The sequence below is a fragment of the Vicinamibacterales bacterium genome, assembly GCA_035699745.1.
GTDB lineage: Bacteria > Acidobacteriota > Vicinamibacteria > Vicinamibacterales > 2-12-FULL-66-21 > JAICSD01.
The window spans coordinates 1-20,915 of the sequence record DASSPH010000069.1; the positions used below are offsets into that span (position 1 = coordinate 1).

Sequence of the window (20,915 nt, forward strand, 5' to 3'; positions counted from 1 at the left end):
TTCCGCCTCGCGGCGCTGGGCCGCCAGGAGCTGGCGACGCTCGCCGGACGCGTCGATCTGGCGCTGGGGGATTCCGACTTCAACCGGCAGGAACTGGAAGCGCTCGGCTTCGAACGCACGGGGGTGATGCCGATCGCGGTGAACACGGAGCGCATCACCGGGGCGCCGCGCCGGCCGGCGCTGGAGCGGATCCTCGCCGACGGGCTGATCAACATCCTCTTCGTCGGCCGCATCGTCCCCAACAAGCGGATCGAAGACCACGTTCGCCTGGCGGAGATGTACAAGCGCTACGTCGACAGCTACTACCGGTTCATCTTCGTCGGGCGCTACGACGGCGTGCCGCGCTACTACGCGCAGGTGCGGGCGCTGATCGAGCAGTACGAGATGCTGCCGGACCGTTTCTGGTTCACCGGGCCGGTGCCCGACGAGGATCTGGCGGCGTTCTACCGCTGGTCGGACGTCTACGTGTCGCTGAGCGAGCACGAAGGCTTCTGCGTGCCGCTCGTCGAAGCGATGGCGGCGGACGTGCCGATCGTGGCCTACGCCGCCGGCGCGGTGCCGGAAACGCTCGGCGGGGCGGGCCTGCTGTTCGCCCCCAAGGATCTCGAGGTGGCCGCTGAACTGATCGGCAGCGTCGTATACGATCGCGAGGTCCGCGGCCGCGTGCTCGACGGGCAGCGCCGCCGTCTCGCGGATTTCGCGCCCGACACAATTCAGAACAGGCTGGTTGAGGTATTGGAGCAGCTGTGAGCGAGCGAAGCGAAGCGAACCGCGCGAGCCTCGGAAGAAGATGAAGATCGCGTTCATCGTGCAGCGCTACGGAACGGAGATCCTGGGCGGATCCGAATACCATTGCCGCCTGATCGCCGAGCGCCTCGCGCCGAAGCACCAGGTCGAAGTGCTGACCACGTGCGCGCAGGACTACATCACCTGGAAGAACGAGTATGCCGAAGGCACCGACCGCATCCGCGGCGTGACGGTGCGGCGGTTCGCCAACGCGCGGACCCGGGACATCGACGCCTTCAACCGCTACTCGGAATGGATCTTCACCTCCGCGCACACGCGCGACGACGAGATGGAGTGGCTGCGCCAGCAGGGGCCGTGGTGTCCGGCGCTGCAGGACTATCTGGAGCGCAACCATCAGCAGTACGACATCCTGATCTTCTTCACCTACCTGTACGCGCCGACGGTGCTCGGCGCCCGGGTCGCACCGCACAAGTCGATCCTGGTGCCGACGGCGCACGACGAGCCCGCGATCCATCTCGAGATCTACAAGGAGCTGTTCGCCGCCCCGGCCGGCGTCGCGTTCAATACCGATGTCGAGCGCCGCTTTCTGACGACGCACTTCTCGATGCGGGCGATTGAAGAGGAAACCGTCGGCTGCGGCGTGGACCTGTCACAGGCGCAGATCTACCAGCACGACAAGCCGGACGAGGACCTCAAGGACGAGCCCGAGCCCGAGAACGTGCCCGATGACGAGCGCTCTCCGTCCTGGCGGCCGCACCTCGCCGGCCGCGGCGTGCTCTTCAAGCGGCGTCACCGCCTGCACGGCCCGCTCGCGCTCTACGGCGGCCGGATCGATCCGGGCAAGGGCTGCGAGGAGCTGATCGAGTACTTCAGCACCTACGTGCAGGAAGGGGGCGACGCCTCGCTCGTGCTGATGGGCGTCAAGCTCATGCCGCTGCCCGAGGAGCCCTTCATCCACTTTGCCGGCCGTCTGCCCGACAACGAGCGGCTGCAGGCGCTGGAAGCCGCGACGGTCGTCGTCGTGCCGTCCCCGTACGAGAGCCTGTCGCTCCTCGCGCTGGAGGCGTTCGCGGTCGGCACTCCCGTGCTGGCCAACGCGCGCAGCGAGGTCCTCGTCGAGCACTGCCAGAAGAGCAACGCCGGACTCTACTACGCGGATCGCGACGAGTTCGTCGAAGCGATGAAGCTGCTCGTGGCGGATCACCGGCTGCGCGCCGCGATGGGGCGCAACGGACGCGCCTACGTGCGCAAGAACTACCGCTGGGACGTGATCATCTCGAAATACGAGCGGATGTTCGCGAAGCTGCGCGGACGGTGACCGGTAGCCGGTAGCCGGTAATGTAATGCCATGCGCACTACCATCGACAAGGCAGGACGCGTGGTCATTCCGGCGCCGATCCGCGGTCGTGCGGGGCTGACTCCCGGCACCGCCCTGGAAGTCACTGCGGACGAGGCCGGCATCCGGATCGAGCGGGTGGCCGCTGGCCCGAAGCTGGTCCGGATTGGCAAGCGCCTCGTGGCGCGACCGACGGTCGGCGCCGACGAACGGCCGGCGGTCGATATCGCGGCGCTGATCGAGGACGAGCGGAACCGCTGGCCGTGAGCGTGTTCCTGGATACCAGCGTGCTGGTCGCGGGACTGATCGATCTCGGCCCGCAGAGCGCGCCGGCGCATTCACTGATGCATGGTGTGGCGGAACGGACGATCGGGCCTGCGGCGACCGCCTGGCACTGCTGCCTCGAGTTCTTCTCGGTGTCCACGCGGCTGCCGGCGGAGTTCAGATTGTCGCCGGGCGACGCCGCCCGCCTCGTCGAGGAGGAGATCTTCGCGCGCATGAGCGTGCACGATCTGCCCGCGGGCCATCGTGCGCCGCTGCTGCGCGCGGCGGCGCACGACGCGATCGCCGGCGGCCGCATCTACGACGCGCACACCGCCGGCGTCGCGCGCGCGGCACAGGCAGATGTCATCGTCACCGACAACCGCCGCCATTTTCTCGCCGCGCTGCGTCACGGCATCCGCGTCGAGACGCCGACAGAGTTTCTCGCCGGCCGGAAGAAGCACCGCTAGCCAGCACCTGGCACCGGCAGCGGTCAGCGGAAAGCCGTCAGCCGGAAGCTGTACGCGGCAGCCGTCAGGCGACGGTTTCGTGCTCGGCGTCGGTGTCGTCTTCGGTGGCGCGCGAGCCGTTGCCCGCCTTGCGGCGGCGCGGGCGGATATCGTGCCGCTTGATCATCTCGTTCAGCGTCGTCGGCTTGATCTGCAGCAGCTCGGCGGCGCGCTTCTGCACGCCGCCGGCGGCCTCGAGCGCCGATTCGATCAGTCCGCGCTGGAACGACGCCTCGGCGTCCCGGTAGGAGATCCCTTCGGGCGGCACCACGAACTGCGGCATGTGGAAGCGCCGGCTGCTGCGGACGTTGTCCGGGATCAAATCCGCGTCGATGCGGGATCCGGTGGAGAGCACGGTGGCGCGCTCGATCACGTTCTCGAGCTCGCGGACGTTGCCGGGCCAGTCGTAGTCGATCAGCAGGTCGAGCGCCTCGGGCGTGATCTCCAGCCCGGGCTTGTTGTTCTCCTGCCCGTACTTGTCGATGAAGTGCTGCACCAGGAGCGGAATGTCGTCCTTGCGATCGCGCAGCGCCGGCAGCTCCACGGTGATGACGTGCAGGCGGTAATAGAGGTCCTCGCGGAACTTCCCCTCCTGCATCATCTTGTGGAGGTCGACGTTGGTGGCGGCGATGATCCGCACGTCCACCTTGATGTTCTCGACCCCGCCGAGCCGCATGAACTCCCGCTCCTGGATGACGCGCAGCAGCTTCGCCTGGGTCTCGAGCGGAATGTTGCCGATTTCGTCGAAGAAGATGGTGCCCTTGTCGGCGAGCTCGAAGAGCCCCTTCTTCGGGTAGACGGCGCCGGTGAACGCCCCTTTGACGTGGCCGAACAGGTTCGACTCGAGCAGGTCGGGCGGCAGGTTGCCGCTGTTCACGGTGATGAACGCCCGGTCCGAGCGCGAGGAATTCTGATGAAGCGACCGCGCCACCAGCTCCTTGCCGGTGCCGCTCTCGCCGTTGATCAGGATGGTGGTCCGGCTCGGCGCCGCCTGGATGATCAGGTCGAACACCGCGCGCATCCGCGGGCTCTTGCCGATGATGTCGCCGAAGCGGTTGGCGTGCGCCTGCAGGTTCTGCCGCAGCGCCCGGTTCTCCGCCACCAGGCGCCGCTGGGCGAGGGCGTTGCGCAGGACGGCGAGCACCTCGTCGTTCTTGAACGGCTTGCTGATGTAGTCGTAGGCGCCGCGCTTCATCGCCGCGATCGCATTCTCGACCGAGGCGAACGCGGTGATCATCAGCACCGGCAGGTCGTCGTCCAGCTTGCGGATCTCGTCGAGCGCGGTGACGCCGTCCATCCCGGGCAGCATGACGTCGACGATCGCCGCGTCGAACGGCATCGAGCGCAGCAGGTCGAGCCCCTCGCCGGCGGTCGACGCGCAGCGCACCTGATACCCCTCGCGGGTCAGCAGCGTCTCGAGGATCTCGCGCATGATCTCCTCGTCGTCGATCACCAGGATGGTGCTCATCGCGCCTTGCGGACCGCCCCGGCGAGCGGCAGGTGAATCGTGAAGCGCGTCCCCTGCCCGAGCTGACTGTCGCAGGTGATGTGGCCGCCGTGTTCCTGGACGATGCCGTAGGTGATCGAGAGCCCGAGCCCGGTCCCCTTGCCGATGGCCTTGGTGGTGAAGAACGGATCGTAGATGCGCGACAGCTGGTCGGCGGGAATGCCGGATCCGGTATCGGCGATCTCGACGACGGCGCCGTTGCGCTCCTGCCGCGTCACGATCGTCAGCCAGCCGCCCTTGGGCATGGCGTCGCGGGCGTTGAGGAACAGGTTGAGGAACACCTGCTGGAGCTTGTGCTCGATGCCCTGGACGATCGGCGCCGCCGCGGCCAGCTCCTTGCGCACCTGGATGCTGCCGGTGCGGAACTGGTGCTCGAGCAGCGACAGCACGTCGTTGATCACCGCGTTGATGTCGCACGGGCCGCTGTCGACCTGCGCCGGACGGGCGAGGTTGAGCAGGCCGTTGACGATCTTGGCGGCGCGGAACGTCTGGCGCTCGATCTTCTCGAGCACCTTGGTCGACGGATCGTCGGCCGGCGCCTGCTGCAGCAGCATCTGCGTGTAGCTGGAGATGCCGGTGAGCGGCGTGTTGACCTCGTGAGCGACGCCGGCGGCGAGCAGGCCGATCGACGCCATCTTGTCCGAGATCTGCAGCTGCTCTTCGAGCTGCACGCGGGTCGAGATGTCTTCGATGATGACGATGGTGCCGACGATCTCGGCGGCGGAATCACGGAGCGGCGTCGCCCCGACGTTGACCAGGAGGCGGCGCGGCGGATCGTGACGCGTCGACATCGGGATCCGGTAATACGCCGCGCCCTCGCGCGACGCGCCGCGGATCATGGCGACCAGCGAGGAATCGAGCAGCGCATCGAGCGGCTGGCCGACCGCCGCTTCGTGGCGCACGCCGTAGAGCTCTTCCATCTGGCGGTTCCAGCGGATCACGCAGCCGTTGCGGTCGAGCACCGCCAGGCCGTCGTTCAGCGATTCGAGGATGTTCTCGCTGAACTGCCGCATCCGCTCGAGCTCGTCCGCCTTGGTTCGCAGCTGCCGGTACAGACGGCCGTTCTCCAGCGCCGTCGCCGCCTGCGCCGCCACCGCCGACAGCAGCGCCATGTCTTCGCTGCTCAACGGCTCGCCGCCTTCGCCCCTGCGGGGCTTCGGCGAGACCGCCTGCGGCGGCGCGAGCTTCCGTCCCAGGGCCATCACCGCGATCGTTCCCTCCTTTGAGACGCAGGGAACGAAGTAGTGGATTCCGGCGTGGCGCCAGAAATCCACTTCGTGCGGGTCGAGCCGGCGCAGCGCGAACGTGTCGTCGAGCGCGAGCGTGTGCCCCGAGAACAACCGCGTCGCCACCTCGGAGCCCGCCTGCAGCGGCGGCGGCCCGTCGGCGAAGCCGGCGTGCGCGATGGTGACGAAATCGCCGGCCGCCGCGGAAACCGGCGCCAGCATCAGCGCCATGCGATCGACCACCAGCGTTTCGGTGACCCGGTTGACCAGACGCTCGCTGAGCCGCTGCAGATCCAGGTCGCTGTTGAGATCGCGCGCGAATCCGACCAGCGCGCGCCGGTAGTCGTAGCGATCGCGGTAGTACACCCGATCGAGCCCGGTCTGGATCGCGTTCTTGACCGGCCGCGACAGGAGCACGACGACGAACGTCGCGAGCAGCGCGATGACCGGGTTGCTGCGCTGATCGGCGTCGCGCAGGAACACCGCCCCGGCCATCCGCAGCAGCACCGCGTAGATCGCCGCGATGGCGGCGAGCGCCGCCGCGTAGACCAGCGCGCGCTTGATGATCACCTCGACGTCCATCAGCCGGTAGCGCACGATGGCGGAGGCAAAGGCGAGCGGGATCAGGCCGAGCAGCAGCGCGGTCAGCTCGAACCCCCTGATCGGCGGCAGGCCGAACGCGAACGGCAGCGCATAGCCGAGAACGAACGGCACCGAGCCGAGCGCGGTGCCCCACACGATCCATCGCAGCTGGCGGCGGGCGGTCACCGATCGGACGCGGCGCAGCGCCCGCACCATGATCGCCAGCCCGGCGATCAGGCTCACCGCCAGGTAGACCAACTGGGCGGCCTGCACCAGGCCGGCGACACGCGTCAGCACCTCGCCGTGACGCGCGCCGTTGACGACGCCGGCCACCGACACCGCCCCCAGCAGCAGCGCGGGCAGATAGATCGCGGGCACCAGCGTCCGCCCGGTATCGCTGCGCACCCACGCGTCGGGCCGATCCGGGAAGACCAGCGCGAAATGCAGGAACAGCGGCGGCAGCAGCAGTTGCGCCGTGATGTCCCCCCAGTAGAACGTCCAGTCGAGCGGATCGAGCTTGCCCGTGAACGAGAACGCCATGACGCCGAAGAAGGCGACGGTGAGCCAGAAGAAGTGCAGCGTCGCCTGATGATCCGGCCGGCGCAGACGCACCGACGCGCCGACGAGAAGCGAGAAGATGCCGACCGCGGCCAGCGACAGATAGAGCCCGAACGGACCCGACGGGACGGGCGCGACGTCGATCTCGGCGTGCTGCTGCGCCCGCATCCGCAGGATCGTGTAGCGCAGCCGGTCGCCGGCCGCCGCCTCGTGCAGCCGCGACACCACGTCCTCGACGCGCTCGACGATCTGCCCGTCGACCATCAGCAGCACGTCCCCCTGCTCGACGCCGGCGCGCGCCGCGGCGGTCCCGGCGGCGACTTCGGCCGCCACGACCTCCCCCCCGGGTCCCATCTTCCAGAGGACGCCGTCTTCGAGCTCCCGCCACGTCCATCGCTGGGCGACGTTCAGCCCGGCGAGGAGGAGCAGGGCGGCGACGATGAGGCTGGTGCCCGTGCGGATCATGCGTACAGGGTGTATCCACCCCGACCTAGCAAACGGCATACCCCGCACCCGGCCGCAGAATCAGCATCGAAACCCTTTGTTTTCAGCCATTTATATCACGGCGCAGAGGCACCGGCGGCGCCGATTCCAACGCCGTGGAACAACGCATCCAAATTGTTGGAGCGGGGACTGTCTAGAACCGGATCAGGACGCCGCCGACCATCCGCTTCGGCGGCCGGACGACGAGCAGCTCGTCGTAGATCGATCCGGCGTCGTTCGGATCGCGGAACAGATTGCGAAGCCCCACGAGCACTTCCCAGCGCGCGGCGTTGCTGAACGGCATGAACGGCAGCGCCTGGTTGACCTGGACGTCGAACCGGTAGTCGAGGGACGGACGCGTCGGATCGTTGCCGCGCGCGAACGCGTTGTTCACCTTGTAGAGCACGAACACGCGCGTCGCGGTGTGCGGCAGCTCCGTTTCGAGCGACGTGGTCACGTCGTGGATGTCTTCCTGCCGCGGACGGATCGCGGCCGGCGCCCACATCGCGATCGCGGCCATGTCGCCGCGCGCGATCCACTGCGTCCGGGTGACGCTGTAATCGACCGAGCCGCGGATCTTCTGCGCCGGCGTGCTGCTCCAGCGTACGCCCCAGCCTTCCGCCTCGAGCCCCCCGGCGTTGGCGACGAAGTAGTGTCCGGGAGACTTCGGACCGCCGTTGATCGGCAGGCCGAAGAGCGTCGCGACCTGGCCGTTGACGCGCTGCTCGAAGCGGCGCACGCCGATGACGAACGCGCCGCTGAACTCGTGCGCGATGCCGACGTCGACGAACCGCACGCGCTCGACGCGCAGGTCTTCTCCTTCGAGCGGCGCGAACGTGCGCTCGGGCGGCAGCCACGGCCCGACGGTGGCCGGCGCGAGGAACTCCTCGGCGCCCGGCGCGACCATCCGCTGACCGGCGGTCGCGGTCACGAACGTATGGCGGTACGGCGTGAGCGTCAGCCCCAGACGGGGGCTGAGCAGCGACCGCTGGCGGAGGTAGTCGTAGCGGGCGTAGCGCGCGCCGTATTCGAGGGCCAGCGTCGGCGACACCGTCCAGCGATCGCGCCCGTAGATCTCGCCGACGTTGCGCGACTCGTCGTTCACCGGGGCGGCCCCGGACAGCAGCGCCCGCCGCGGGTGGGTGTACTGCTGCGTGCTGTACGACACGCCGAACGCGGAATCGTGCGACGTGGCGATGCGCGACGAGAACGACCCCGCGACGATCCACGCCGAGACGTCCGACTGGCTCATCGACGCCCGCACGTCCCAGCGGCCCGCCGCGGCGGGCGCGCCGATCGACATGTAGGCGACCCCGCGCGGCACGAACTCGCTGAACAGCAGCGGACCCGGTCCGAACGCCGACGTGGTCAGGAAGTTGACTTCGCCGGAGAACGGGGTCGCGGTGAAGAACGTCGCGGCCATGGTCGCGGCGCTGTCGAGCGCGCGCCCGAAAATCGATCCGGCCGGATCGCCGTCGAACCCGCTGGTGCGTGCCGCGTCGGCGATCGAGACGACGCCGCTCTCCTGTTTCAACACGCTGCGCTTGATGTGGCGCAGCCGCCACGCCGTCTCGGAATGATTGTCGTCGTCGGGGACGGGATTCTCGCCGGACGGGACCGACATCCCCGCGGCGAGAATCGTCCGCGCCGCCAGCGGGGCGTCGTCCGCGCGGCGCATCTGGATCTTGTCCACGTCTGCCGCGGCGGCGTTGACGCGGACGCGGTCGCGGCGCGTCGAGACGAACCCGGCGCGATGCACCCGCAGCTGATACTCGCCCGAGGGCAGCGGCTGGATGACGAAGCGGCCGCGCGCGTCGGTCGTCGCCATGAGGGTGGCGGCGCCCAGCGCCGAGACCATCGCGCCCGCCACCGGCCCGCCGCGGTCGTCGATGACGGTCCCCTGAATGCTGCCGAGCATGAGCCGCGCCTGCTGCCCCTGGACGCTGGCACGCAGCGGGGTCGCGGGAATCCGTGACTGTGCGTGCGCCGGCCCCACCGTCGCCCCGACGATCGCCGCCGCCGCGAAAAGCCCGGTCAGGCGTGCCATTGGATGTCCTCCTACGGCGTCACGGTGAAATTCACGTTCTGCGTCAGGGTCTTGGCGCTGAGCTTGTCGGTGATCTTGATTTCGAGCCGGTACGTGCCTTCGGGGAAACTCTGCAGCGGGACGCCCTGCCCCGCCTGGATGCTGCTGTTGCCGGACGGGTCGAACCCGGCGCCCATCGTCTCGGCGCTGAACGTCTGCGGCTCGGTGCTGTTGAACCGCTTCTCCGTCCCGCCGTCCTGGCGATAGAAGGTGTAGGTCGCCTCGAGATTGAATTTCTTCTCGGGCGTCAGCATCGGGTTGTAGATCTGCAGCAGGACGATCAGCTCCTGCGATTTCTTGAATTTCCGCTCCGGCGACACGACGATTTCGGTCTGGCCGAAGGCATACGGCTTCTCGGACTGCTGATCCGGGGTAATCGGCGCCGGGAGCTGATCGACGCGTTCGGCGAGGATCACCGAGCTGGTGGCGAGCTCGCCGTTGGCGTAGTTCGGCACGTCGAGCGGCTGCTTCAGCACCGACGTCTTGCCGCCGGCCGGTGCGGCCGCCGCTGACGCAGTGGACGGCGCCGCAGCGGCGCGCTCGTGCAGGACGATGTAGAGATCGTAGCTGCCGGCCGGCACGCCGATGCCGCGGTAAATCCGGATCGGCTGACCCGGCCCCGCCGCCTTCACATCCATGAAGGACACGTCTTCATAGGGATACGCCGGCCCGGCCGCGGCGGCAGCCGGCTTGTTCTTGTCTTTGTCCTTGTCCCGGTCCTTCGGGTTGGCAGGGGCCGTTGGCGCCGGCGGCGTCGTCGTGCCGCGCGGGACCACGCGCAGATACAGCGTGAGCGGACCGCTCGCCACCTTGGCCGGATCCAGCGTGAGGGTGATCGGCACCCAGACGCGGTTGCCCTGCGCCTTGAGGAAATCGTTCTGGAACTGAATCGGGAACTCGGCCGGCGCCTGCGCTCCGCTCATCGCCGTGTCGGCGAGGCGCACGAGGGACTGAATCTCCTGCTGCTGCGCCTGGGCCTGCGCCTGAGCGGCGGGATCCGGTTTCTGGTTGCCGGGAGCCTGACGAGGTTGACCGAGCGCCGGGAGCGCCCCTGTGCCAATGACCACCGCCGCCGTCAAAACGCGGCCGACCACACCCCGGGGAACCCTCAGCGCCATCGATTGCTCCTCAACCCATGGATCATAAGCTCGTAACAGGTGGGAGTCAAAAGGACTTGTGGCTCTGATAAGATGCCCGGTCTATGCCGCGCCCGCCGCGCCTCGTGGACGTGAGCGTGCTGCTTGCGCCCGGCCTCGCCACCTACCCCGGCAATCCGGAGTTCGAGATCACGCCGGTGCACAAGATTGCCGACGGCCACGGCTCGAACAACTCGCGTCTGGTCATGGGCACGCACACCGGCACCCATGTCGACGCGCCGCTGCACTTCTTCGACGGCCGCCCGGGCGTGGACGCCATGCCGCTCGAGCTGCTCGTGGGGCGCGCGCGCGTCATCGATCTGCCGCACCGCGGGGGCATCACCGAAGCGCATCTCGCCGAAGCGGGCCTCCGCGAGGACATCCGCGTGCTGCTGCGCACGCCGAACTCCGCGCTCTGGAACACGACCGACGGCTTTCACACCGACTACACGTATCTGACCGAAGGCGGCGCGAAGTTCCTCGTCGGCCAGGGGGTGAAGGTCGTCGGTGTCGACTACCTCTCGGTCGAGCAGTTCAAGAAGGCGGGAGCGCCCGCCCACAAGGCGCTGCTCGGCAACGACGTCGTCATCATCGAAGGGCTGAACCTGTCCGAGGCCGAGGCGGGGCAGTACGAGATGTACTGCCTGCCGCTGCGCATCGCGAACGGCGACGGCGCCCCCGCCCGGGTCGTCCTCAAACGATGAGCGTGCTCGACGAGGCGGTGGTGATGGTGCTCGCCGGCGGCGTCGGCGAGCGGCTGTCGCCGCTGACCAAGGATCGGGCGAAGCCGGCGGTCTATTTCGGCGGTCCCTACCGCATCATCGACTTCACGCTCAGCAACTGTCTGAACTCGGGGCTGCGCAAGATCTTCATCGCGCTGCAGTACAAGTCGCTGTCGCTCACCCGCCACCTGCGTTTCGGCTGGAGCGTCGTGGCCGACGAGCTCGGCGAGTTCATCGAGGTGCTGCACCCGCAGAAGCGCGTCGGCGAGCACTGGTATCAGGGCACGGCGGACGCGGTCTATCAGAACCTCTATTCGATCCTGCGCGAAGGTCCGCGCCATCTGATCGTGCTGTCGGGCGATCACGTCTACAAGATGGACTACTCGCGGATGCTGCGCTTCCATCTCGATCGCAAGGCGGCGGCGACGCTCGCCGTGATCGACGTGGCGTCGGAGGACGCGCACCGCTTCGGCATTCTGCAGGTCGACCACGAGGATCGGCTGACCGGATTCCTCGAGAAGCCGCGCCACCTGCCGCCGCACCAGCAGCACCTGGCGTCGATGGGGATCTACATCTTCGACATCAACATCCTGCTGCCGGCGCTCGAGGACGACGCGCGCAGCGCCTCGAGCCACGACTTCGGCAAGGACATCATCCCGTCGCTCATCACCAAGGTGCCGGTCTACGCCTACCGCTTCACGGACGAGAACAAGAAGGCGTCGAAGTACTGGCGCGACATCGGCACGCTCGACGCCTACTACGAAGCGAACATGGATCTGTGCCGGGTGAACCCGGAGTTCAACCTGTACGATCCCGAGTGGCCGGTGCGCACGCACCAGGTGCAGGCGCCGCCGGCGAAGTTCGTCTTCGCCGACGAAGGGCGGCGCTCCGGCCAGGCGCTCGACTCGCTGATCTCGGCGGGGTGCATCATCTCGGGGAGCATGATCCGCGGCAGCGTGCTGTGCCCGAACGTGCGGGTGCACAGCTTCTGCCGGGTCGAGGAGAGCATCCTGATGCCGGGCGTGCGGATCGGGCGCCACGCCCATCTGCGCAAGGTCATCGTCGATCGCGACGTCTTCATCCCCCGCGGCGCGCTGATCGGCTACAACGAAGCGGAAGATCGCCGCCGCCACACCGTCACCGAACGCGGCATCGTCGTGGTGACCAAGGACGATGAGCCGCTCATCGGTACGATCAGCGAGCACGCGCTGCGCAACGAAGCGGAGTTCGATGCGCGGTGAGGCGGATTTGGAAATTTGGAAACCTGGAAATCTGGAAATCCGGGGCGGAGTGTAGATGCAGATAACGCGCGTACACGGCAGGGAGATTCTCGACTCGCGGGGTAATCCGACGGTCGAGGTCGAGGTCACGTTGGACGGGAAGGTCACGGGCAGGGCGGCGGTGCCGTCCGGCGCGTCGACGGGCGTGCGTGAGGCGCTGGAGCTGCGGGACGGCGACAAGAAGCGCTACCTCGGCAAAGGGGTGTCGAAGGCGGTCGCGAACGTGAACGGCGAGCTGGCCAAGGCGCTCGCCGGCAAGACGGCCGACCAGCGGGCGATCGACGCGCAGATGATCGCGCTCGACGGAACGGCGAACAAGGGGCGCCTCGGCGCCAACGCCCTGCTCGGCGTGTCGATGGCGCTGGCCCGGGCGTCGGCGAACGCGTCCAGCGTGCCGCTGCACGTGCACCTCGCGCGGCTCTACGAGAAGAAGTCCGACGCGCGCGGCGCGCTGCTGCCGGTGCCGATGATGAACATCCTGAACGGCGGCGCACATGCCGACAGCAGCGTCGACATCCAGGAATTCATGGTCATGCCGATCGGCGCGGGATCGTTCGCCGAAGGGCTGCGCACCGGGGCCGAGATCTTTCACACGCTCCGCGGCATCCTGAAGAAGAAGGGCTATTCGACCGGCGTCGGCGACGAGGGCGGATTCGCGCCGAGCCTGAAGTCGAACCGCGAAGCGATCGACGTCGTGCTCGAGGCGGTCGCGCAGGCCGGATACCGGGCGGGCGAGAACGTGTTCCTGGCGCTCGACGTCGCGGCCAGCGAGCTGTGGGTCGAGGACGGCCGGCGATACGAGTTCAAGAAGTCGGGCGAGCCCACCCGGACGGCCGACGAGATGGTCAGGATGTACGAGGACTGGGTCCGGCAGTATCCGATCGTGTCGATCGAGGACGGGCTCGGGGAATCGGACTGGGACGGCTGGAAGACGATCACCAGCGCGCTCGGCCGCCGGATCCAGATCGTCGGCGACGATCTGTTCGTCACCAACCCGGAGATTCTCGCGCGGGGCATCAAGGAGCACGTCGCCAATTCGATCCTGGTGAAGCTGAACCAGATCGGCACGGTGACCGAAACGCTCGACGCGGTCTCGATGGCGCGCGACGCCGGCTACACCAGCGTCATCTCGCACCGCTCGGGTGAGACGGAAGACACGACCATCGCCGATCTCGCGGTCGCCACGGGCGCCGGGCAGATCAAGACCGGCTCGGCGAGCCGCACCGACCGCGTCGCAAAATACAACCAGCTCCTGCGCATCGAAGAGGAGCTCGGCAGCGCAGCCCGCTACGGCGGCCGCTCCGCGATCCGCCAGCTCGCGAACGCATAGATCACCCGATCACCCGATTACCTGTCACCCGATGCACAAGATCGTTCTGTTACGACACGGCGAAAGCGAGTGGAACCGCGAGAACCGGTTCACCGGCTGGAAGGACGTCGACCTCTCCGACAAGGGACGCGCCGAAGCGAAGGAAGCCGGCCGCCTGATGAAAGAGGCGGGATTCACGTTCGACCTGGCGTTCACCTCGGTGCTCACCCGCGCCATCAAGACGCTCGGCATCGCGCTCGACGAGATGGGGCTGCTCTGGATTCCGGTGGTCAAGCACTGGCGCCTGAACGAGCGGCACTACGGCGCCCTGCAGGGGTTGAACAAGGCGGAAACGGCGGCGAAGCACGGCGAAGATCAGGTGAAGATCTGGCGGCGCAGCTACGACATCCCGCCGCCGGTGATGCCGCCGGACGACGAGCGCTACGCCGGGCGGGATCCGCGCTACGCCGATCTCGCGCCGGGAGAGATCCCCGGGTCCGAATCGCTGAAAGACACCGTCGCGCGGTTCCTGCCCTACTGGCACGACAGCATCGCCCCGGCGATCAAGCGCGGCAGACGCGTGTTGATCACCGCGCACGGCAACAGCCTGCGGGCGCTGGTCAAGTATCTCGACAACGTCGGCGACACCGACATCGTCGAGTTGAACATCCCGACGGGGATACCGCTCGTTTACGAGCTGGACGACCAGCTCGCGCCGATTCGCCACTACTACCTGGGCGATCCCGAGGCAGCGGCCAGGGCGGCCGCGGCGGTGGCGAATCAGGGCGCGAAGAAATAGGGCGCGTCGAGCCGGATCTGACTCGCGCGCCTACTCGACTTCCTTCTCCTGAGTTTCGTCAGACGCGATCCGCAGCGATCTCAAGAAGCGCTTGTCGTTGGCGCTGATTTCGAACTGGCGGCGCTGCGCCGCCGGCAGCGCTTTCTGCTGCGGAACCGCCGCCGCGGCCCGCGCCATGGCGCCGGGCTGGGTGCGATTGACGAAACCGATGACCGCTTCGAGCGAGACGCGCATCTCGAATCCCGCAGCGCGTGCACGCTCGCGGCACGCCTCCACCCGGGCATCCTCCGCGACCGCGGCAGCAATGGCGTCGGACAGCTCTTTGGCCATTCGGTTCACGACGTCATCCATTCGAGACCTCCTCAACGTTCAGCGGGTTGAGCGAGCCGCCGGGGCTGGGAAACCGGGGCATGCCGCGGACGACGCCGGCCTGTGGGAATGGCGGCAGTGTCCGAGCGCCAAAGTTAATCATATGAAGGGTTTGGGGCGTGGGAAACGCTGGGAACATTGTAAACTCATGGTGCAATCGTGTCAATGGATGAACTCCCGGGCGCTTTCCCCTTTACCCGCGGCATCCAGCCGACGATGTACCGCGGCCGGCTCTGGACCATGCGGCAATATGCCGGGTTCGGGACCGCGGCCGAGTCCAACCGCCGGTACCACTACCTGCTCAGCCAGGGGGTCAGCGGCCTGAGCGTCGCCTTCGACCTGCCCACCCAGATGGGCTACGACTCCGACCACCCGCTCGCCCGTGGGGAGGTGGGGCGGGTCGGCGTCGCCATCGATTCGCTCGCCGACATGGAGGAGCTGTTCGCCGGCATCCCGCTCGGCAGCGTCTCCACCTCGATGACGATCAATGCGACCGCGATCGTGCTGCTGGCGCTGTACATGGCGGTGGCGCGGCGCCAGGGGCTCGCCGACAACGTCCGGCGCGGGCTCTCCGGAACGATCCAGAACGACATCCTCAAGGAATACGTGGCGCGCGGCACCTACATCTACCCGCCGCGGGCGTCGCTGCGGATCGTGACCGACGTCTTCGCCTTCTGCGATCGCGAGCTGCCGAACTGGAACACCATTTCGATCAGCGGGTATCACATCCGCGAGGCGGGCTCCACCGCGGTGCAGGAGGTCGCGTTCACCTTCGCCAACGCGATTGCCTACGTGCAGGCGGCGGTGGACGCCGGGCTCGACGTCAACCGGCTGGGGCAGCGGCTGTCGTTCTTCTTCAACGCGCACAACGACTTCCTCGAGGAGGTGGCGAAGTACCGCGCCGCCCGCCGGCTGTGGGCGACCATCATGCGCGACCGCTTCGGGGCGACCAACCCGCGCGCGCAGCAGCTTCGATTCCACACCCAGACGGCCGGCAGCACGCTGACCGCGCAGCAGCCCGATAACAACATCGTCCGGGTGGCGCTCCAGGCGCTCGCCGCCGTGCTCGGCGGGACGCAGTCGCTGCACTGCAACGGCCGCGACGAAGCGCTGGCGCTGCCGACCGAGGAGTCCGCCCGCATCGCGCTGCGCACGCAGCAGGTCATCGCGTTCGAGAGCGGCGTGGTCAACACCGTCGACCCGGTCGGCGGCTCGGGCGCCATCGAAGCGCTCACCGACCGCATCGAGCGCGAAGCGGCGGCGATCCTCGAGCGCATCGATCGTCTCGGGGGAACGCTGGCGGCGATCGAAGGCGGCGTCATCCAGCGGGAGATCCAGGACGCGGCCTACCTCGCCCAGCAGCGCGTCGATTCCGGCGACACGGTCGTCGTCGGCGTGAACCGCTTTGCCGATGACGATCGTCGGCCTGGCGGCGGAAGCCACCAGCAGCCTCGCATCGAAACGCTGCGGATCGATCCCGAGATCGAGACGCGGCAGATCGAGCGCTTGCAGCGCGTGCGCGCGGGACGGGATCGGGCGGCGTGGCGCGCCGCGCTCGACGCAGTGACCGCCGCCGCCCGCGGCACCGACAATCTGGTGCCGCCGATCATCCGCGCCGTGGAGGCTCACGCCACGGTCGGCGAGATCTCCGACGCGATGCGCGCCGTGTTCGGCGAGCACAGGGAGTCCGATGTCGGATGAGCCCCTGCTCAGCGTCGGGCACCTGACGACCGTCTTCGATCTCGCCGCCGGTCCGGCCGCGGCGGTGAACGACGTGAGCTTCCACGTCGCCTCCGGTGAGACCTTGTGCCTCGTCGGCGAGTCCGGCAGCGGCAAGTCGGTGACCGCGCTGTCGATCATGCGGCTGGTCCAGCCTCCGGGGCGAATCGCCGCCGGAAAGATTCTCTTCAAGGGGCGCGATCTGCTTCAGCTCGACGAACGCGGGATGCAGAAGGTCCGCGGCGCCGGGATCGGCCTGGTCTTTCAGGAGCCGATGACCGCCCTGAACCCGGTCTTCACGATCGGCAATCAGATCGAGGAGACGCTGGCGGTCCACGGCCTCGCCCGCGGCAGGCAGGCGCAGCAGCGGGCGGTGGAACTGCTCGACGCCGTCAGCGTGCCGGAGCCCCAGCGGCGCGTGCGCGACTATCCGCACCAGCTCTCCGGCGGCCTCCGGCAGCGCGCGCTGATCGCGCTGGCGCTGGCATGCAATCCGACGCTCCTCATCGCGGACGAACCGACGACGGCGCTCGACGTCACCATCCAGGCGCAGATCCTCGATCTGCTGCGCGACCTGAAGTCGCGCTTCCGCCTGTCGGTTCTTCTCATCACCCACGACCTCGGCGTCGTCGCCGAGATGGCGGACCGGGTGGCGGTGATGTATGCGGGACGGATCGTCGAAGAGGCGCCGGTCAGGCGGTTGTTCAGCGATCCGCGCCACCCCTACACGCGCGGCTTGCTCGGATCGATCCCCGGCGGGGCGCGAGGATCGAAATTGCAGGCCATCCAGGGGACGGTACCGCCTCTTGGGAAGCTGCCGCCCGGGTGCGCGTTCGCGCCGCGGTGCGCGTTTCGCTTCGAGCCCTGCGACAAGGCAGTGCCGGGAATGACGGCGATCCTTCCGCCTGAAGGCGGAAGCCCCGCCGCGACCGCTCGCTGTTATCTGTATTCGCCAGCCGTCGATCCGGAGATCCTTCCCGAGGTGAAGCGCTGATGCCGCTGCTCGAGGTCCGGCACCTCACCAAGGAGTTCACCCGCAGGAAAGGGCTGTTCGGCAAGGCCGCCGCGGTGCGCGCGGTCGACGACGTCAGCTTCGCGATCGAGAAGGGTGAGACCTTCGGGCTGGTCGGAGAATCCGGCAGCGGCAAGACGACGACGGGACGCTGCATTCTCCGGCTCATCGAGCCCACGGCGGGGCAGGTGCTGTTCGACGGACGCGACGTGCTGGCGCTCTCGCGGGCGGATCTGCGCCGCGCCCGCCGCGACATGCAGATCGTGTTTCAGGATCCGTACTCGTCGCTCAACCCGCGGATGCGCGTCGCCGACATCGTCGAGGAGCCGCTGATCATCCACAAGCTCGGATCCCGGGACGAGCGCCGCGCGCGGGTGAAGGAGCTGTTCGCGCTGGTCGGCCTGAATCCGGATCATCTCGAGCGCTACCCGCACGAGTTCAGCGGCGGCCAGCGGCAGCGCATCGGTCTGGCGCGGGCGCTGGCGCTCAACCCCTCGCTCGTCGTCGCCGACGAGCCGGTGTCGGCGCTGGACGTCTCGGTCCAGGCGCAGGTCGTGAACCTGCTGATGGAGCTGCAGCAGCGGCTCGGGCTGACCTACCTGTTCATCGCGCACGACCTGCGCCTGGTCGAGCACATCTGCACCCGCACGGCGGTGATGTATCTCGGGCGGATCGTCGAGATGGGAGAAACCGCCAAGCTGTTCAGCGCTCCGCAGCACCCGTACACACGGGCGCTGCTGTCGGCGATTCCGGTGCCGGACCCCGAGGCGCCGCGGCAGCGGATCGTGCTGGATCCGGACTCGTTCGACAGGACGGCACCCCTGCGGGAGATCAGTTCGGGGCACCTGGCCGCGGTTTGAGCGGCGGAATTCCATGCCTGGCACCCAACGTGCCCTGGCAGACCGATCCCCGGGAGAATCCCGGCTCCAGGCGACAAATATGTTGTCCGAGTTCCGTTTCGCGGCACGCGCGCTCGGGCGCTGGCGCGGCGGCGCGATCGCCGCGGTCCTGACGCTCGCGGTCGGCATCGGGACCACGACGGCCCTGTACGCCGTCGTCCGTCTGCTGCTCGGCGAGCTGCCGGGCGTCCCGGCGCTCGACCGGCTCGGGCGCGTCTATGCGGCCAATCGCGCGATTGGCGTCGAGCGCTCGCCGGTCGCGCTCACCGAGTTCGACAGCTCCCTTTCGACGGCGGCATCCTTTTCCGCCATCGGCGCCTACTCCGCCCAGGATGCGACGCTTGGCGGCGGGCCCGACGTCCTGCCGATCGTTGCCGGCCACGTGTCGCCCGCGTTCTTCACCGCGATGGGTGTGGCGCCGGCGCGCGGCCGTGTCTTCTCCCCTGCTGACCTCGACGGCGACCGGGCGGTCGCCGTCGTCAGCGACGGTCTCTGGCGGCGGCACCTGCACGGCGCCGATCTGTCGAACGCCGTGATCAGCGTCGACGGTGTGCCCCGCGCCGTGGTGGGCGTCATGCCTGCCGGGTTCGTCTATCCGTTCGTCGGGATCGGCGCCGACGTGTGGCTGCCGCTCGCCCGAGCCGGGCGGAACACGCCGGCGATCGTCACCGTATACGCGCGATTGCGCGACGGCGTCACGTGGGCGGCGGCGGAAGCCGAACTCGCGGCGCTCTCGCGCGCGCCCGGGTCGTGGGTCTGGCATGCGATCCCGGTTGCCAGCGACGTGCGCTCCCGGGCGCTGAACGCGTACGCCGGGGCTCTTGGGCCGGCGCTGCTCGTGCTGGTGATTGCGTGCGTCAACGCGGCGTGCCTGCTGCTGGCGCGCGGCCTCGCCCGCGATGCGGAGCTCGCGGTGCGCCGCGCGCTCGGCGCGACGCGCGGACGGATCGTCGCGCAGCTCTTCACCGAACACCTGGTGCTCGCCGCCGTCAGCGGCGCGCTCGGCACCGCCTTCGCGGCGGTGATGCTGCGGCTGATTGGCCGCTCGCTGGCGGTCGTCCAGCCCGAACTGGTTGCACGTCTGCCGACCGTTCCCGACCTGCTGCCGATCGCGCTCGCCGTCAGCGCGGCCGCCTGTCTCCTGTTCGGAACTGTGCCCGCCGTCCGGTTGTCCCGCCGCGACGTCGCGGCGGCCATGAACGGCGTTCCGCCGGCGCACCGCGTGCACATCGCCGGATACGGCGCGCGCGACGCGGTGGTCTTTGCCGAGGTCGCTGCCGGCGTCGGTCTGCTCGTGTGGACGGCGATGCTGTTCACGCTCTTCGCGCAGATCCGCGCCATCAGGTTCACGTTTCCGGCGGACCAGGTCGTCGCCGTTCGCGTGCCGGGCTCCGACGTGCCCGCCGTCGCGGCGCGAATCGCCGCGATTCCCGGCGTGGCGCGGGTCGGCACGTCTTCAGGAATGATCGGCGGCCGTTCGCCGGTTCGAGCGGTGGCGGACGGCGCGGCGCCGGTCGTGATGTCGCGGGTGACGGTCGGCGCTGATTTCTTCGACACGCTCGGCGTACCGATCGTCCGCGGCCGCGCGTTCGACCGATCGGAGCTGGGCGCCCTCGACGGCGTGCTGGTGCTGAGCGAGAGCGCGGCGGCGAAGCTCGCGCCGCAAGGGGACGCACTGGGCATGCGCGTGAGACTCGGCGGCGGGCCGCCGAGCGTCGTCATCGGCATCTGCCGCGATGCCATCGACTACGGCGCGCTGTCGAAAGCCGCGGTCTTCTCGCCGCCCGAAGTGTACGCGCCGTACGGGACGGCGCCCGCGGAAGGGGTCGTGCTCGCGCGCGTCAACGGCGACGCCCACGCCATGCTGCGGACGATCGCGAGCGCGGCGGGTCCGCTGCACGGCGCGCGCCCGCTCCGCCCGGTCGTTCTTGGCGACGAAGCGCAGGACAGGGCGCGACAGAGCCAGGGCGGGTTCATGATCACCCGGCTGCTCGCGTCGTTCGCGATCCTGACGCTGATCCTTGCGGCCAGCGGCGTGTTTGCCGTGGTCAATCAGTCGGTCGCGCAGAGGACCCGCGAGTTCGGCATCCGGCTGGCCGTGGGCGCGACGCCGGCGCGGGTGCTGCGCATGGTGCTCGCGCGCGAGGCGAAGCTGATCGCCGCGGCGATTGGGACGGGACTGGTGTTCGCGATGGCCGGGACGCGCGCGCTGTTCGAGGAGCTTGCCGCTCTCAATGCGATCGTGCCGGCGCTGTGGATTGGGGCGCTGATCGTTTCCGCCGCCGTTTCGGCGGCCGCCTGCGCGCTGGCGACTTGCCGGATCGTCCGCCTCGATCCGGCGGCGGTGCTGCGCCGGACGTAACCGCGGGTCAGGC

General features: G+C 68.7%; 17 protein-coding genes. 12 read left to right on the top strand and 5 right to left on the bottom strand.

Translation table 11 applies throughout. The annotated features are described in order from the left end of the window. The 4 genes from VFK57_15520 to VFK57_15535 form a co-directional block, all read left to right on the top strand. Positions 1–750, top strand: a 750-nt coding sequence (locus VFK57_15520; GenBank protein HET7697120.1) for a glycosyltransferase family 4 protein, incomplete at its 5' end; no start/stop codon positions are given. A gap of 40 nt (positions 751–790) precedes the next feature. Then, positions 791–2,065 (top strand): glycosyltransferase family 4 protein, encoded by a 1,275-nt coding sequence (locus VFK57_15525; protein ID HET7697121.1) that lies wholly within the window; start codon positions 791–793, stop codon positions 2,063–2,065. Between the two features lie 30 nt (positions 2,066–2,095). After that, positions 2,096–2,350, top strand: a complete 255-nt coding sequence (locus VFK57_15530; protein ID HET7697122.1) for an AbrB/MazE/SpoVT family DNA-binding domain-containing protein — start codon at positions 2,096–2,098, stop codon at positions 2,348–2,350. Continuing rightward, a complete protein-coding gene (locus VFK57_15535; GenBank protein HET7697123.1) occupies positions 2,347–2,814 on the top strand; it encodes a PIN domain-containing protein in 468 nt (155 codons plus the stop codon). The genes VFK57_15530 and VFK57_15535 overlap by 4 nt, the downstream gene beginning before the upstream one ends. Positions 2,815–2,878: 64 nt before the next feature. Here the strand turns inward: VFK57_15535 and VFK57_15540 are convergent, their stop codons facing one another. The 4 genes from VFK57_15540 to VFK57_15555 form a co-directional block, all read right to left on the bottom strand. After that, entirely contained in the window at positions 2,879–4,321 is a 1,443-nt protein-coding gene (locus tag VFK57_15540) for a sigma-54 dependent transcriptional regulator (GenBank protein ID HET7697124.1), read from the bottom strand. Beyond that, the gene (locus tag VFK57_15545; GenBank protein ID HET7697125.1) at positions 4,318–7,191 is read right to left on the bottom strand and encodes an ATP-binding protein; all 2,874 of its coding nucleotides are present in this window, start codon (positions 7,189–7,191) and stop codon (positions 4,318–4,320) included. The genes VFK57_15540 and VFK57_15545 overlap by 4 nt, the downstream gene beginning before the upstream one ends. 172 nt (positions 7,192–7,363) lie before the next feature. After that, positions 7,364–9,256: a TonB-dependent receptor gene (locus tag VFK57_15550; protein ID HET7697126.1), complete on the bottom strand. Its 1,893-nt coding sequence runs from the start codon at positions 9,254–9,256 to the stop codon at positions 7,364–7,366. 11 nt (positions 9,257–9,267) lie between these two features. Next, the gene (locus VFK57_15555) at positions 9,268–10,389 is read right to left on the bottom strand and encodes a hypothetical protein (GenBank protein ID HET7697127.1); all 1,122 of its coding nucleotides are present in this window, start codon (positions 10,387–10,389) and stop codon (positions 9,268–9,270) included. Positions 10,390–10,496: 107 nt separating this feature from the next. On the opposite strand from VFK57_15555, the gene VFK57_15560 reads away from it, so the two are divergent. The 4 genes from VFK57_15560 to gpmA are packed head-to-tail and all read left to right on the top strand — an operon-like array spanning position 10,497 to position 14,541. Further along, entirely contained in the window at positions 10,497–11,135 is a 639-nt protein-coding gene (locus VFK57_15560; protein HET7697128.1) for a cyclase family protein, read from the top strand. After that, positions 11,132–12,394, top strand: a complete 1,263-nt coding sequence (glgC, locus tag VFK57_15565) for a glucose-1-phosphate adenylyltransferase (protein ID HET7697129.1) — start codon at positions 11,132–11,134, stop codon at positions 12,392–12,394. Before VFK57_15560 ends, glgC begins: the two co-directional genes overlap by 4 nt. A gap of 55 nt (positions 12,395–12,449) precedes the next feature. Then, positions 12,450–13,763 (top strand): phosphopyruvate hydratase, encoded by a 1,314-nt coding sequence (gene eno, locus VFK57_15570; GenBank protein ID HET7697130.1) that lies wholly within the window; start codon positions 12,450–12,452, stop codon positions 13,761–13,763. A 31-nt stretch (positions 13,764–13,794) separates the two neighbouring features. Continuing rightward, complete coding sequence (gene gpmA, locus VFK57_15575) at positions 13,795–14,541, top strand: 2,3-diphosphoglycerate-dependent phosphoglycerate mutase (GenBank protein ID HET7697131.1); 747 nt, start codon at positions 13,795–13,797, stop codon at positions 14,539–14,541. A gap of 30 nt (positions 14,542–14,571) precedes the next feature. Here gpmA and VFK57_15580 read toward each other — a convergent pair whose 3' ends face one another. Then, entirely contained in the window at positions 14,572–14,892 is a 321-nt protein-coding gene (locus tag VFK57_15580; GenBank protein HET7697132.1) for a hypothetical protein, read from the bottom strand. 183 nt (positions 14,893–15,075) lie between these two features. Here VFK57_15580 and VFK57_15585 point away from each other — a divergent pair, with 183 nt between their 5' ends. The 4 genes from VFK57_15585 to VFK57_15600 all read left to right on the top strand — a co-directional run bounded on the left by VFK57_15585 (position 15,076) and on the right by VFK57_15600 (position 20,902). Further along, a complete protein-coding gene (locus tag VFK57_15585; protein HET7697133.1) occupies positions 15,076–16,611 on the top strand; it encodes a methylmalonyl-CoA mutase family protein in 1,536 nt (511 codons plus the stop codon). Beyond that, complete coding sequence (locus VFK57_15590) at positions 16,601–17,623, top strand: ABC transporter ATP-binding protein (protein HET7697134.1); 1,023 nt, start codon at positions 16,601–16,603, stop codon at positions 17,621–17,623. The genes VFK57_15585 and VFK57_15590 overlap by 11 nt, the downstream gene beginning before the upstream one ends. Continuing rightward, positions 17,623–18,501 (top strand): ATP-binding cassette domain-containing protein, encoded by an 879-nt coding sequence (locus VFK57_15595; protein ID HET7697135.1) that lies wholly within the window; start codon positions 17,623–17,625, stop codon positions 18,499–18,501. The genes VFK57_15590 and VFK57_15595 overlap by 1 nt, the downstream gene beginning before the upstream one ends. 79 nt (positions 18,502–18,580) lie before the next feature. Beyond that, positions 18,581–20,902: an ABC transporter permease gene (locus VFK57_15600; GenBank protein HET7697136.1), complete on the top strand. Its 2,322-nt coding sequence runs from the start codon at positions 18,581–18,583 to the stop codon at positions 20,900–20,902. The last annotated feature ends 13 nt before the right edge of the window (positions 20,903–20,915 follow it).